General features: G+C 71.9%; 9 protein-coding genes and 1 pseudogene. 5 read left to right on the top strand and 5 right to left on the bottom strand.

What is annotated here, in order from left to right:
• Positions 1-59: 59 nt before the first annotated feature.
• Positions 60-587 carry a hypothetical protein gene (locus CLV70_RS12410; RefSeq protein WP_106126607.1) on the top strand — a complete coding sequence of 176 codons (528 nt, stop codon included), beginning with the start codon at positions 60-62 and terminating at the stop codon, positions 585-587.
• A 131-nt stretch (positions 588-718) separates the two neighbouring features.
• Here CLV70_RS12410 and CLV70_RS12405 read toward each other — a convergent pair whose 3' ends face one another.
• Positions 719-1,453: a DUF3632 domain-containing protein gene (locus CLV70_RS12405; RefSeq protein ID WP_158277760.1), complete on the bottom strand. Its 735-nt coding sequence runs from the start codon at positions 1,451-1,453 to the stop codon at positions 719-721.
• 73 nt (positions 1,454-1,526) lie between these two features.
• The gene (acnA, locus tag CLV70_RS12400; RefSeq protein WP_106126605.1) at positions 1,527-4,298 is read right to left on the bottom strand and encodes an aconitate hydratase AcnA; all 2,772 of its coding nucleotides are present in this window, start codon (positions 4,296-4,298) and stop codon (positions 1,527-1,529) included.
• 188 nt (positions 4,299-4,486) lie between these two features.
• Between acnA and CLV70_RS12395 the strand changes: the two genes are divergently transcribed.
• The 3 genes and pseudogenes from CLV70_RS12395 to CLV70_RS12385 all read left to right on the top strand — a co-directional run bounded on the left by CLV70_RS12395 (position 4,487) and on the right by CLV70_RS12385 (position 9,122).
• Positions 4,487-4,876: a hypothetical protein gene (locus CLV70_RS12395; protein WP_106126604.1), complete on the top strand. Its 390-nt coding sequence runs from the start codon at positions 4,487-4,489 to the stop codon at positions 4,874-4,876.
• Positions 4,877-4,962: 86 nt separating this feature from the next.
• Positions 4,963-8,184 (top strand): annotated as a pseudogene (gene pulA / locus CLV70_RS12390) (pullulanase-type alpha-1,6-glucosidase); the annotation flags it as partial.
• Positions 8,185-8,669: 485 nt separating this feature from the next.
• Positions 8,670-9,122, top strand: a complete 453-nt coding sequence (locus CLV70_RS12385; RefSeq protein ID WP_146164047.1) for a DUF6174 domain-containing protein — start codon at positions 8,670-8,672, stop codon at positions 9,120-9,122.
• A gap of 904 nt (positions 9,123-10,026) precedes the next feature.
• Here CLV70_RS12385 and CLV70_RS12380 read toward each other — a convergent pair.
• Together CLV70_RS12380 and CLV70_RS12375 are read right to left on the bottom strand one after the other, a co-directional pair.
• Positions 10,027-11,490, bottom strand: a complete 1,464-nt coding sequence (locus CLV70_RS12380) for an aminopeptidase P family protein (RefSeq protein WP_106126601.1) — start codon at positions 11,488-11,490, stop codon at positions 10,027-10,029.
• A 173-nt stretch (positions 11,491-11,663) separates the two neighbouring features.
• Complete coding sequence (locus CLV70_RS12375) at positions 11,664-12,338, bottom strand: superoxide dismutase family protein (RefSeq protein ID WP_106126600.1); 675 nt, start codon at positions 12,336-12,338, stop codon at positions 11,664-11,666.
• Between the two features lie 110 nt (positions 12,339-12,448).
• Here CLV70_RS12375 and CLV70_RS12370 point away from each other — a divergent pair, with 110 nt between their 5' ends.
• A complete protein-coding gene (locus CLV70_RS12370) occupies positions 12,449-13,408 on the top strand; it encodes a carbohydrate kinase family protein (protein ID WP_106126599.1) in 960 nt (319 codons plus the stop codon).
• On the opposite strand, the gene CLV70_RS41005 is transcribed toward CLV70_RS12370, so the two are convergent.
• The gene (locus CLV70_RS41005; RefSeq protein ID WP_245908191.1) at positions 13,405-14,514 is read right to left on the bottom strand and encodes a MerR family transcriptional regulator; all 1,110 of its coding nucleotides are present in this window, start codon (positions 14,512-14,514) and stop codon (positions 13,405-13,407) included. The two genes, CLV70_RS12370 and CLV70_RS41005, sit on opposite strands and share 4 nt — an antisense overlap.
• Positions 14,515-14,523: the final 9 nt, after the last annotated feature.

Here is a 14,523-nt window from a genome sequence, read left to right as displayed (position 1 = left end):
CCGCCGCACCCGGCGAGATCGGCGGAGAAATCGTCGTACCCGCGCGGCAGGATCGCCGCATGACCGGACCCGTCGCTCACGGCGCCCTCCTGCTCTCGATCAACTACGGCATGTTCACCTTCCGCGACCGCTGGTGCGACGCCGGCGACGACGACGGGGCACGACAGGCCTCGCGCCGGACGGTGGTCGGCGCGTCCACCTACCAGGTGGTGGCGCAGGCGATGTCGGATCGTGCCCGGCTGACCGTCCGGGTCTGGGCCGTCCGTCCGGCGTCCGCGGAGCCGGGCTGGGACGGCACGCACGAGATGGAACTGCACTGTCCCACCGGGGAGATGGTGGCTGACGAGATCGCCGGGGGCAGCCCCGAGGTCGTCCGCCTGCCGGAGCCGGGGGTCTACGGCCTGCGCGCCCACTGGCGTGACCGCGAGTCGACGCACGAGGAGATCATCCGCGCGATCGGCGACGGCGAGGCGGTCGAGCGTTTGCACGGCAAGGAGCAGTTCCTCTTCGACATGTGGCGGATCGGGCCGCTGCCGCCGGAGGACGACGACGAGGAGTTCCAGGAGGAACTGGCCCACTGGTCCTGACTTCCGGGCGGTGGCGGTGGCGGCGGTGGCTCGTCGTGCATGGGCGGGACGTGGCCGCCGCGGCGGGGGTCGAGGTCGCGGGCGAGCCTGGAGCCCGGCTTCTCCGTCGTCCGACCCGGCCGTCGGCGCCCTCAGAGGGGCAGCAGGTCGCGGGCGAGGTCCCGCTTGATCCGCGCCGCGGGTCTCGCCCACGTGCGGTGCGGGAAACCGCCGTGCGCGAAGACGCGGTTCAGGTACGACACGAACGGCAGGCGCCGGCGGCCGGCGGCGAACACCCCGTCGGCGGCGCCGGACAGCACGATGCCGTACGGGTCGCCGCCGCTGGTGTTCGCCTTGTGGAGCCGGTCCGGGGCCACCGGCAACACGAACGGGCCGGAGCCGGAGTCCTCCCACTCCTCGTGTTCGCCGTCGAAGTAGTCGCGGATCGACTCGCCGGGGTCGTGCGTGCCCTCCAGCTGGATGACGAGCGGATCGCCGGACCCGGAACCGGGCCATCGGGGGTGGGTGCCCACCAGCCAGACGTCGCCGACCAGCCGGATCCAGGACCGCAGCGTCATCGGTACGGGACCGAACCGGGCCTCGAGCCATCTGACGTGCTCCTCGGCCCCCGGGGTCGGCGCGAGGTGGGGCGCCACGGCGAGCTGCTCGTCGTCGTTCGTGTGGAACCGGTATCCGGCGGCGGTGAGCCGTGCGGCGAGGACTTCGACGTTCCGGCGGGCGCGGCGTGCCATCTCGTCGCAGACGAGCTGGGCCTCGTCCGCCAGGTCCGGCCGCTCGTGGACGGCCGGGCCGAGCCCGGCCAGCTCCCGCCACACCTGCCGGCGTTGTCCGGCGCGATACCTGCTGAGCCACGAGGAGGGGGTCACGGCGGTGATTGTGCCGTACCGCCGTACGGCGAACGCCCCGCCGGGTCGACGGGGCGTTCGTGGCGCGTACGCGTCAGCTGGTGAGCATCTTGCGCAGGACGTACTGGAGGATGCCGCCGTGGCGGTAGTAGTCCGCCTCGCCGGGGGTGTCGATGCGGACGTCGGCGTCGAACTCCACGCCGGTGTCGGTGCGGACCTTTACCGTGGACGGGATGCCGCCGTCGTTGAGCGCCGTCACGCCGGTGATCGTGAACGTCTCCGTGCCGGTCAGGCCCAGCGACTCCGCGTCCGTCTTCGGCGGGAACTGCAGCGGCAGGACGCCCATGCCGATCAGGTTGGAGCGGTGGATGCGCTCGTACGACTGGGCGATGACCGCGCGGACGCCGAGGAGCATCGTGCCCTTGGCCGCCCAGTCGCGGGACGAGCCGGAGCCGTACTCCTTGCCGGCCAGGATGACCAGCGGGACGCCGGCCTCCTTGTACGCCACCGAGGCGTCGTAGATGGTGGTCTGCTCGCCGTTCAGGTGGTTGACCGTGAAGCCGCCCTCGACGCCCGGCACGAGCTGGTTGCGCAGCCGGATGTTGGCGAACGTGCCGCGGATCATCACCTCGTGGTTGCCGCGGCGCGACCCGTACGAGTTGAACTCGTGCCGGGGCACGCCGTGCTCGGCGAGGTACCTGCCGGCGGGGGAGTCCGCCTTGATCGAGCTGGCCGGCGAGATGTGGTCGGTGGTGACCGAGTCGCCGAGCTTCGCCAGCACCCGCGCACCCGAGATGTCGGTGACCGGCGCCGGGTCGGCGGCCATGCCCTCGAAGTACGGGGGCTTGCGCACGTAGGTGGACTCCTCGGCCCACTCGAACGTCTTGCCCTCCGGCGTCGGCAGCGACTGCCACTTCTCGTCGCCGGCGAAGACGTCCGAGTACGCGGTGCTGAAGCCCTCGGCGCCGATCGCGTGGGCGATGACGTCGTCGATCTCCTTGGCGCTCGGCCAGATGTCGGCCAGGAAGACCGGCTTGCCGTCCGAGCCGGTGCCCAGCGGCTCGGTGGTGATGTCGATGTCCATCGAGCCGGCCAGCGCGTACGCGACCACCAGCGGCGGCGACGCCAGGTAGTTCATCTTGATGTCGGGGTTGATCCGGCCCTCGAAATTGCGGTTGCCGGAGAGCACGCTCACCGCGGTGAGGTCGGCCTCGTTGACCGCCGCCGAGATCGCCTCGGGCAGCGGGCCGGAGTTGCCGATGCAGGTGGTGCAGCCGTACCCGACGAGGTTGAAACCGATCTTGTCCAGGTACGGCGTGAGGCCGGCCCGGTCGTAGTAGTCCATGACCACCTTGGAGCCCGGCGCCAGGGTCGTCTTCACCCACGGCTTGCGGGTCAGCCCGCGCTCGACGGCGTTCTTCGCCAGCAGCGCCGCGCCGATCATGACCTGCGGGTTCGACGTGTTGGTGCAGGACGTGATCGCGGCGATGCCGACGAACCCGTGGTCCAGCTCGAACTCGGTGCCGTCCTCGCCGACCACCCGGGTGGGCTTGGACGGGCGGCCGTTCGCGCCGGCCGCCGCGCTGAACACGTGAGGCTTGTCGGCGTCGTCGTCGACCGCGTTGGCCGGCGGGTCGCTGGCCGGGAAGGACTCGGCGCTGGCCTCGTCCGCGTGCCCCTCGTTCTGCACGTAGTTGGTGAGCGCGTCGCGGAACATCGGCTTCGCGGCGTTCAGCGGCACGCGGTCCTGCGGGCGCTTCGGTCCGGCCAGCGACGGGACGATCGTCGACAGGTCGAGCTCGAGCCGCTCGGAGAAGTGCGGTTCCGCGGCCGGGTCGAGCCACAGGCCCTGCCGCTTCGCGTACGCCTCCACGAGCTTGACCTGCGCCTCCGAGCGGCCGGTCAGCTTGAGGTACTTGATGGTCTCGTCGTCGATCGGGAAGATCGCGACCGTGGAGCCGTACTCGGGCGACATGTTGCCGATGGTCGCCCGGTTGGCGAGCGGCACGGCGCTGACGCCGGGACCGTAGAACTCGACGAACTTGCTGACCACGCCGTGCTCGCGGAGCATCTCGGTGATCGTCAGCACCAGGTCGGTGGCGGTGGTGCCGGCCGGCATCTCGCCGGAGAGCTTGAAGCCGACGACGCGCGGGATGAGCATGCTGACCGGCTGGCCGAGCATGGCCGCCTCGGCCTCGATGCCGCCGACGCCCCAGCCCAGCACGCCCAGGCCGTTGACCATGGTGGTGTGCGAGTCGGTGCCGACGACGGTGTCCGGGTAGGCCTGGCCGTTGCGCTCCATGATCGTACGGGCCAGGTACTCGATGTTGACCTGGTGCACGATGCCGGTGCCGGGCGGGACGACCTTGAACTCGTTGAACGCGGTCTGGCCCCAGCGCAGGAACTGGTAGCGCTCGCGGTTGCGCTGGTACTCCAGCTCGACGTTGCGGGCGAAGGCGTCCTCGCGGCCGAACAGGTCGGCGATGACCGAGTGGTCGATGACCAGCTCGGCCGGGGCGAGGGGGTTCACCTTGGTCGGGTCGCCGCCCAGCTCCTTGACCGCCTCGCGCATGGTGGCCAGGTCGACGACGCAGGGCACGCCGGTGAAGTCCTGCATAAGGACCCGCGCCGGGGTGAACTGGATCTCCACGCTCGGGTCGGCGGTGGGGTCCCAGCCGCCGAGGGCGCGGATGTGGTCGGCGGTGATGTTCGCGCCGTCCTCCGTGCGGAGCAGGTTCTCCAGGAGGATCTTCAGGGAGTAGGGCAGGCGCTCGTGCCCCTCCACCTTGTCGATCGTGAAAATCTCGTAGCTCGCGTCATCGACGCGCAGCTCGCTCTTCGCACCAAAGGTGTCGAGGCTGGCCACGTCATCTCCTTCACACCCAGCGACCGTGAGTAGTCCTCAGCAGTCTGTCGCACCGGTGACGGGTGCCCGCCAGTTAGGCGTACCTAACTCAGGGTTCACGTCTTCGTTAAACCGTACGTCCGTCTTGTTATTCGCTGCAACCCGCCCCCCGGGTTTACCGCCCGTGATCACAGGGAACACGGAGTTCCGTGCGGACGCCCACGGATCTCGACGATCTCACCGACTTCTTCGACCGGTACGGCTCCGCGCTGACCCGGGGAGACGTCGCGGGAGTGGCGGGCTGCTACGCGCTGCCCGGCATGGTGGTCGCCGACTCGTACAGCTTCACGTTCACCTCGCCCGCGGCCGTCGCGCTGTCCTTCCTCGGGGCGGCCCCGGCGTACCGGGAGCAGCAGATCGTCGCCGCCCACGCCCAGTTGCACGAGGTGCAGCGGCTCAGCGACGCCCTGGCCCTCGTCGCCGTCGAGTGGGAATACCTCGACAGCCAGGGCAACGCGATCCCGGGCGAGCGCTACCGCTACCTGATCCGGGCGGACGTGGACGGGCCGCGGATCACCACGGTCATCGCGGCGCACTGAAAAGTGACACACCCCGGTGCCATCATGGCCAGGTGACCACGATCGAGATCGCTCCACCCGAGGTGCTCACCTCGCCGCACCGGCCGCAATGGCTCGTCGTGCACTATCAGCGCGACGACGCGGCGTACGGCGACTGGTCGCTGCACGCCTGGGGCGACATCGATGCGGCGGCGGTCACCGGGTTCCCGCACGGCCACCCGTTCGCCGGCGAGGACGCGTACGGCCGGTTCGCCTGGGTCCGGCTCCGCGACACCGCTCGCGACGTCGGCTTCCTGGTCGTCGACCGGGCCGGCGGTAAGGACGTCGCCGAGGACCGGCACGTCGACCCCGAGGTCACCCCGGAGATCTGGCTGCGGCCCGGCGACCCCGAGGTGTACGCGAGTGCCGAGGCGGCCGGCTCGCCGGTGCCGCCCGCGCCGGACGACGGCCTCGCCGTGATCCATTACCGCCGGGCGGACGGCGACTACGCGGGCTGGGGCGTGCACGCCTGGGAGGGCACGCCGGTCAAGCCGGTGTGGCACGAGCCGGTGACCCCGAGCGGGTTCGACGCGTTCGGGGCCGTGTTCCGGGTGCCGGTGCGGCACGACGCCGCGGGGCTGCGCTTCGTGCTCCACCGCGGCGACCACAAGGACCTGCCCGACGATCAGCGCCTGGATTTCTCGTGGGGGCGGGAGGTGTGGCTGCTTTCGGGGACGGCTGCGCCCGTACATCCGGATCTTCGGTCCCTGGGTCCTGATCTTGACCCGGCCCGGGCGCTGGCGGTCTTCGTCGACCGCACCACCATCGCCCTGCCCGCCGCGCTCGCCGACCTGGCCGACGCGTTCGCCCTGGTCGCCGCCCCCGACGGCGACCTGCGCCGGGACGGCGACGAGATGGCCGGCGAGCGCTCGATGCTGCCGCTGACGCCGCGGCCCGGCGGGCTGTTCCAGGCGCAGAGCCGCCGGTTCCCGCACCTGCGCGCCTACCGGGCGTTCGCCGTGCCGGAGCTCGGCGACGCGGCCCTCGGTCACCTGCTGCGCGGGCAGCTCGTGGTGGTCGGCCGCGACTATCACGGCCACGTCACCGCCACCACCGCCGTGCAACTCCCCGGCATCCTCGACGATCTGTATGCGGAGGCCGCCCGCGCCGGCCTCGGCGTGACCATGGTGGACGAGAAGCCGGTCCTGGCGGTGTGGGCGCCGACCGCGCGGTCCGTCGCGCTGGAGCTGTTCCGCGGACCGGCCGACGACGAGCCGAAGATCCTGCCGATGGAGCGCGACGCGGGCACCGGCGTCTGGAGCATCACCGGCAAGCGCAAATGGCTCGGCCGCTACTACCGCTACCGCGTGGAGGTCTGGCATCCGGCGGCGCAGCGGGTGGTCACCACGAGCGTCACCGATCCGTACGCGCTGTCGCTGTCGGCGGACTCCACCCACAGCCAGATCGTCGACCTGGACGACCCGGCGCTGAAGCCGCCCGGCTGGGATGCGGCCGCCCGCCCGGCCGCGCTGCCGCCCGCCCGGATGCAGATCTCCGAGCTGCACATCCGCGACTTCTCGATCTTCGACGACACGGTGCCGCCCGCGCACCGGGGCACCTACCTGGCGTTCACCGAGGAGCGGAGCGCGGGCATGCGGCACCTGCTCATGCTCGCGGAAGCCGGGCTCACCCACGTGCACCTGCTGCCCACGTTCGACTTCGCCACCGTCCCCGACCGGCGCGCCGACCAGGCCGTGCCCGCGTGCGACCTGGCGTCGTTCCCGCCCGACTCGCCCGAGCAGCAGCGCGCGGTGGCCGAGGTCGCCGACCGCGACGGCTTCAACTGGGGCTACGACCCACTGCACTACACCACGCCCGAGGGCAGCTACTCGACCGATCCCACCGGCAGCGCGCGCATCCTGGAATTCCGCCGGATGGTCGCCGCGCTGCACGCCGCCGGCCTGCGCGTGATCATGGACGTCGTCTACAACCACACGATGGCCGACGGGCTCGCGCCGTTCAGCGTCCTCGACCGGGTAGTGCCCGGCTACTACCACCGCCTGCTCGACGACGGCACGGTCGCCGAATCCACCTGCTGCTCCAACACCGCGCCCGAGCACACGATGATGGGCCGGCTCGTGATCGACTCGATCGTCACGTGGGCGCGCCACTACCGCATCGACGGCTTCCGCTTCGACCTCATGGGCCACCACCCGCGGGCCAACATCCTGCAGACCCGGGCCGCCCTCGACCGCCTCGAGGGCGGCCGGGACATCTACCTGTACGGCGAGGGCTGGAACTTCGGCGAGGTGGCGTACGACTCCCGCTTCGCCCAGGCCACCCAGGTCAACATGGCCGGCACCGGCGTCGGCACCTTCAACGACCGGCTGCGCGACGCGGTCCGCGGCGGCGGCTCCTTCGGCGACGACCCGTCCGTGCGCGGCTTCGCCACCGGGCTCGGGTCGGCCACCCCGCTCGCCCTGCACGACCGGATCAAGGTGGGGCTGTCGGGGGCGCTGGCCACGTACCGCTTCGTCACCCACACCGGCGCCGAGATGAGCGGCGCCCAGATCGACTACAACGGCTCACCCAGCGGCTACGCGGCCACGCCGGCGGAATGCGTCAACTACGTCGACGCCCACGACAACGAGATCCTGTACGACGCCATGGCCTTCAAGCTCCCGCCCGGCCTGCCCATGCCCGACCGCGCCCGCATGCAGATCCTCGCCCTGTCGATCGTGGTCCTCGGCCAGGGCGTCGGCTTCGTGGCCCTCGGCACCGAACGCCTCCGCTCCAAGTCCCTCGACCGCAACTCGTACAACTCCGGCGACTGGTTCAACCAGATCCGCTGGAACCCCGCCCAGGGCAACGGCTTCGGCGTCGGCCTCCCCCCGGCCGAGGACAACGAGGACAAGTGGCCGTGGGCCCGCCCCCTGCTGGCCGACCCGGCCCTGATTCCGCCCCCGGACATCATCGACCTGACGGCCGCCCGCTACGCCGAACTCCTCCGCATCCGCCGCTCCTCCCCGGTCTTCGGCCTCCCGACCGCCGAGGAGGTGGAACGCCGCCTGACCTTCCCCCGCGGCGGCCCCGACGAGACCCCCGGCGTGATCGTGATGTGCCTCGACGGCACCGGCCTGGACCCCCGCTGGGGCATGCTCACCGTGGTCTTCAACGCCACCGGCACCCCGGCCGTCGAGACCGTGCCGGAGCTGCGCGACTGGGACCTGGACCTCCACCCCGAACTGGTCGCCTCGGCCGACCCCCTGCTCCGCACGGCCACGGCGTCCGCCGGCCGCCTGACGGTCCCCGGCCGATCGGTCGCGGTCTTCGTCGCCGCCCCGCGGTGATCCCCGGCCCTCCCCGGGCCGTCCTTCCGCGCGCGGGCGGCGGGCCGGCTGTCGCGAGCGCGACAGGGATCGAAACGGGTCGTCCTTCCGCGCGCGGGCGGCGGCTTCGCGGGCGGGCCTCGCCCGAGTCTCCGGCCGTTTCCGCACGCGTGGCCGGACGCCCTCCCCGCCATTTTCCGCCGTTTCCTGCGCTGCGCCGCGTCCCTCCCGGTCGGTTCCGGCGCACGACGGCGGCGCCGGGCGGGCTCCCGGCCGTTTTCCTCGTGCGGTGCGGCGGCCGGCGGGTTCCGGCCGGTTTCCTTGCGCGCGGGTGGCGCCGGCCCGGTTGCCCTCTCCGCGCGAGTGGCGGCGCCGCGAGCGTCGCCGGTCTCCGCTCGCTCCTTCGTGCGTGGGCCCGGCCGCCCCTCGGGTTGAACGGCTTCCGCACATCGAGGAACATGTGCTGCCGGCCGTCGTGGCCGCGACCGAGTGTGGGGAGTCGGGAATTGCGATCGTTGCCGCTCGCCGGAGCGCTACTGCTGCTGCTCGCCGGTGGCTGCACCTCGTCCTCGCCGGACCGGAACCCGCAGCCGGGCCCGTCGACGGTCGCCTCGCCGCCCACCTGGACCGAACCGTCCGACTACACGTTCGTGCTGGAACGCCGCTGCGAGGGAAAATCGTCACTCGGCACCTACCGCGTCACCGTGACGAATCGCAAGGTGTCGGCCGCCGACCGCATCGACGGCCGCAAAATCATCGGTGAGGAGGAGATCGAGGTACCAACCCTCGCCGGCCTCCTCCAACTGGCCGACACCGCAGCCGAGGACGGCGGCCGCACATCCACCCGCGCCGACCCCCTCGACGGCCACCCGCTCGAGGTCGCCTTCGACGTCTCGGAAACAGGCGACAACGCCGACAACACCTGCTTCCACATCACGGACTACACCCCGAAAGCCTGACCGCCGTCGACGTCCCAGCCGCCGACGTCTCAGCTCTTGACGTCTCAGCCCTCGATGTCTCAGCCGCCTGCCGACGTCCCGAGCCCTCGACGTCCCAGCCCTCGACGTCCCAGCCCTCGACGTCCCAGCCGCCGACATCGCGGCCGCGGACATTTCAGCTGCTAGTGTCGAGCTGTCCGGCCTTCGACCTGCCAGCGTTGAGCTGCCGGCGTCCTGGCTGCCGGCGTTCTGGCTTCGGCGCTTGAGCTACCTGCTGTTCAGCTGATGGCGCTTCAGCTGCCGATGTCTTGGTTGCTGCCACCTTGTCGCTGGCGCCGAGGTCTTCGAGGGCGTCGTCGCTGATGAGCGAGGCGCGTGTCCCGGGGTGGTGGGCCGGCGACGGGGCTCGTTGCATCCCGCGTGGTGAGCTGGTGGCGGGCAGGCGGTCGGAGCCGTGCGCCCCGGGCGGTGCGGCCAGCGTGGCAGACGCGGGACTGGCTATGGCCCCACGGTGGGGTGGGCTGATAGGCGGGCCGCAGGAGCGGTCGCGGCCACCGCGGCGGGGCCAGCGGGCGTGCGGCTACCGGCGTGGGGCCGTCGGTGTTCGTGCGACCACGGGTGTGGGGCCGTCGGTGTTCGTGCGACCACGGGCGTGGGCCGTCGGCGTTCGTGGGGCTACCGGTAGTGCGGCGCCAATTCGTGAGGCCACTGGTAGTGGGGGCAGGCGGCGGGCCGGCTCGGTGGGCGGCCGGTTGGAGTGCTTGCGGTTGGGCTGCTGGTGGCCCGGGTGGTTGGGGTGGACCGGCAGTGGGACCGCCTCGGGGGCGTCCGAGGCGGTCGGAGTGACCGGGTAGCCGGGGCGGCCGGAATGGCCGGAGTGGCCGGGGCCTCCGAGGCGGCCAGGGTGGCCGGGGGTTGGGTGGGGTTAGTCGGGGAGGCGGGGGCCGGCTTCTCGTTGGGACGCCAGCCAGGTTTCGACGTCGGTGGAGGAGCGGGGGAGGCCGGAGGAGAGGTTCTTGCAGCCGTCCTTGGTGACGAGGACGTCGTCTTCGATGCGGATGCCGAGGCCGCGGAGTTCTTCGGGGACGAGGTCGTCTTCGGGCTGGAAGTAGAGGCCCGGTTCGACGGTGAGGACGTAGCCCTCGCGGAGGTCGCCGTCGCGGTAGTTCTCCTTGCGGGCCGCGGAGCAGTCGTGGACGTCGATGCCCAGCATGTGGCCGAAGCCGTGGAGGGTCCAGCGGCGGTACACGGTGGACTGCTCGGTCATGGCCTCGTCGACGCTGACCGGGAGGAGGCCGAGGTCGTTGAGGCCCTCGGCGAGGACGCGCATGCAGACCAGGTGGATGTCGTGGAACTTGACGCCGGGGCGGATCGCGTCCATGCCGGCCTGCTGGGAGGCGTGGACGATGTCGTACACCTGGCGCTGGAGGGGGGTGAAGGTGCCGGAGACGGGGATCGTGCGGGTCACGTCGGCGGTGTAGAAGGAGCGGGCCTCGACGCCCATGTCCATCAGGAGGAGCTCGCCGGGCTTGGTGACGCCGGTGTTGCGGACCCAGTGCAGGATCGTGGCGTGGGCGCCGGCGCCCACGATGCTGCCGTAGCCGACGTCGTTGCCGTCGGTGCGGGCGCGGAGCGCGAAGATGCCGTCGAGCAGGCGCTCCTTGACGCCGCGGTCGGCGGGCAGGACGCGGGCGACGTCCTCGAAGCCGCGGACGGTCGCGTCGATCGCCTCCTGGAGCTGGGCGATCTCCCACTCGTCCTTGACCAGCTTCAGCTCGGAGATCACGCCGGCGAGGGTGCGGTCGCGGCGGACGCCGGGGTCGGGGTCGTAGGCGAGGATCGCCCGGTCGACCGCCGGGTCCAGCCCGCGCAGCACCCGGGTGCGGGCCGGCGCGCAGTCGGCCAGGGCGCGGCCGAGCTCGCCGTAGGGAGCCGTCTCGATGCCCAGCTCGGTGGACTTCTCGCCGAGGGTGTGCCGGCGCCCGACCCAGAGCTCGCCGTTGCGGCTGCGGAAGAACGCGTCGGTCTCCCGGGAGTTGCGGTCGTGCGTGTAGAGCACCGCGTCGTGACCGGAACCGGTCGGGCGCAGGATGAGCACGCCGTCGGGGTCGCTGTCGCCGGTCAGGTAGACGAAGTCGCTGCCCGGCCGGAACGGGTATTCGGTGTCGTTGGCGCGGACCTTCTCGTTGCCGGTCGGGATGATCAGCGTCTCGCCGGGGAAGGCGTCGGAGATCGCGGCGCGCCGCTTGGCGTAGTTGGGCACCTCGGGCCGGGCGGAGACGTCCAGCCCGTCCTCGCGCCAGCCGCTGCGCATGAAGGTCAGAAACGCCTCGGGGAAGTCGGGGTCGTGCGACTCCGTCTTCGCCGTCGTGCCGTCCTGCTCGGCCATGGTGACCCTCCCGTTCGCTGTGTTGCGTCCTGACGTTACCGCGAGGCACCGACGAAAATCGCGCTCGGAAGGCGCCGGATGAAGGCCGATCGGGGTGACCAACGCCACGGCCCTCCGGTTAGGGCCCGCCGGGCAGGGCGAGGAGCATGGGGTCAACGGCGGGCGCGGACGGGTCAGCCGCGCAAGGTGAGGCAGGCGACGCGCGGACCTGCGGTTCCGGCCTTTCCTGGATCTGTACGGGTGAGCTCCGAGTGGAGGACCAATGAACGCGGTGGGCGTACGGGATCGAGGGTCCAGTTCTGGACGGACGCGACGGTTGCCGCGCCCCGGGGGTCGGTGGTGAAGTCGAGCCAGACCTCGTTGCGCGGGTTGGCGTAGGCCGGATCGACCGAGGGCTTCGAGGGGTCGGTGCGGTGCTGGTAGTGCGGGCCGGCGTCATCGGGCACCGAGGTGCAGGACATGGAGTGCAGGTGGGCACCGTACGCCCGCCTCGCCACCAGTTTCGTTACTGCCAGCCGTACCCGGATGCCCTGGTTCGTGGTGGTGATCGTGACCTGGGCCGTCGCGCCCGGCGGGACCACCGCCGAGTTGTAGGTGATCGCCTGGGTGCCTTCGGGGGCGGGCTGGAAGGTGCCCGAAGCCGTGCCGACCGTCAGCGGGGCCTCGCCGGACGCGGGGATCGAGGCGCTGGGGGAGGCGTCCGGGTCGGGGATGCCGCTGGTGATGATCCACGGGGTGGCGGGCGGTGGCGGCTGGGCGGTGAGGCGCGGGGTGCCGGTGCCGTCGGAGCCGGCGCAACCGGTCAGGGCGGCCACGGCGGCGAGCAGGAGCGGCAGGGTACGGCGCATGTGACGAATTATGTCAAACACGTGCAAAACGGGCGCGGGTGGGAGAGGTGCTAGCTTTCTCGCGCGGCGAGCGGAAGGCTTGCGGCGGGACTGCTACGGGAAGGGACGGCATGGGCGACGAGGGACGCGGCTCGGGCTACGCGGTGGTGCTCGGCGAGGCGCTCGTCGACCTGCTCGAGACCGAGCGTGACGGGGAGCTGATCTACCGTCAGGCGATCGGCGGCGCGCCGTTGAACGTGGCCGTCGGGGCCACCCGGCTCGGCGCGGACGTGCGTTATGTCGGTTCGCTCGGCAGTGACACGCTCGCCGACCGGATCGCCTCGTTCCTCCGGGAGGCCGGGGTCGGCACCACGTCGATCGCCCGGGTGTCCGTGCCAACCACGCTGGCCGTCACCACGTTCGAGGGTGCCGAGCCGACGTTCCAGTTCTACGGCGAGCCCCCGTCGTACTCCCTGGTCCGCCCCGACGACGTCGACGAGGAGATGGTCGCCGGCGCGTCGGTGCTCTACGCCGGGTCGATCGCCCTGATGCGCCAGCCTTTCCAGGCGGCGGCGCGGGCGGCCTGGTCGGTGCCGGGTCCGCTGCGGGTCTTCGATCCCAACGTACGCCCGAAGCTGCTCCCCGACGTCGCCGCGGTGAACGCCCTGCGCGAGCTCGTCGAGGACTATTTCGCCACCGCGGACCTGGTGAAGCTCAGCTCCGCGGACGCCGACGTGCTGTGGAGCGGCGCGACTCCGGAGGCCGCAGCCGACCGCATTCTCGGTCTCGGTGCCCGCGCGGTCGTCGTGACCTGCGGCGCCAAGGGTGCCCTCGTGGCGGTGCCGGACGGCTCGGCGATGCTGCCAGCGCCCAGCGTGGCGGCGATCGACGCTACCGGTGCGGGCGACTCGGTGATGGGGGCGCTGGTCCACCGCCTGCTCGGCGAGGGCATGCCGGCGGACCTGGCGGGCTGGCAGCGGTACGTGACGTTCGCGCTCGCGGTGGCCGGGCTGGTGTGCGAGCGGCGCGGTGGCGCGGTGGCCATGCCGACGCGAGAGGAGCTGACCGCCCGCTGGGGTGCGCTCGACTAGTGCCGGGTGCCGGGTGAGTCCAGGAGGGACAGCTCCAGGGCCAGTTCCATGCAGCGCAGGCGGGCCGGGGAGAAGTCGTAGGGCATCTTGCCGGCGGCTTCGAACGCGCTCATCTGCCGCCCGCCGGGGGCCTCGTCCCCGGCCGGGTGCAGAGTGTCCCAGGCTTCGAAGAGGGCGTCGTCCTCCTTGGCCAGGCCCGACTCCTCGATGACGGTGTCCAGGGCGCTCTCGAAGGCGTGCCGCTCGGCGGCCACCCGGGCCACCCGTGGATCATCGACGGCGACGCTGTCGTCGAGTGCTTCCTCGGCCTGATCGATGCGGTCGGATTCCTGGCGCAGGGCGGGATGCCTGGCCAGGGCGATGAAGCGGGTGGCGTGGACGGCCGCGCCGAGCGCGCCGAAGATCCGCTCGGTGACCAGCAGACTGTCCAGGTCTCCCTGGCGCAGGGAGCCTTCGGGCAGGCTCTTGAGGCGTGCGGTGACGAAGTCGGAGAGCAGGCCCACCCGGCTGCCTTCGGTGCGCATCCGCTGCACGGCGGCCCGTTGCCGGCGCAGTTCCGCCTCCCGCTCGGCGAGGGTTCGCTCCACCCGCTCCAGGATTCCCGCGATGTCGTCCCCGGCTCCCGTGTCGGCGGAGCTATCCGTGTCGGCGGAGTTGTCCGCGTCGGCGGAGCTGCCCGCGCCGGCTGAGCTGCCGGTTGAAGCCGTGCCGGCGGGAGTCGCGCCGGTGGGAGTGGTGGTGACAGCCGCGGTGGTGAGGGTCGGGGTGGTGAGGGTCGGGGTGGTGGGAGTCGGGGTGATGGGAGCCGTGCCGGTGGGAGCGGCGGTGGTGGGAGTGGCGCGGGTGGGAGCTGTGGTGGTGGGAGACGCGGTGGTGAAGGCGTCGCGGATGTCGTCCAGGGCGATGCCGGCGTCGGCCATCTTGCGGATCCACAGGAGGCGGATCAGGTCCTCGTAGCCGTAGCGGCGGCGGTCGTCGGTGCCCCGCTCGGGCTCGGGGAGCAGGCCGATCTCGTGGTAGTGGCGGATCGCCCGGGGGGTGCTGCCGGCGAAGGCCGCCGCGTCACCGATTTTGACCTGGCGGGGTGGCCTGAAGGATGAATGCACGGGCGGGGA

Origin of the sequence: Pseudosporangium ferrugineum, assembly GCF_003002065.1 — a bacterium.
In the GTDB taxonomy this organism is placed as follows: Bacteria; Actinomycetota; Actinomycetes; order Mycobacteriales; family Micromonosporaceae; genus Actinoplanes; species Actinoplanes ferrugineus_A.
Note: the sequence above shows the minus strand (reverse complement) of the source record. Positions and strands in the feature narration are given on the sequence as shown.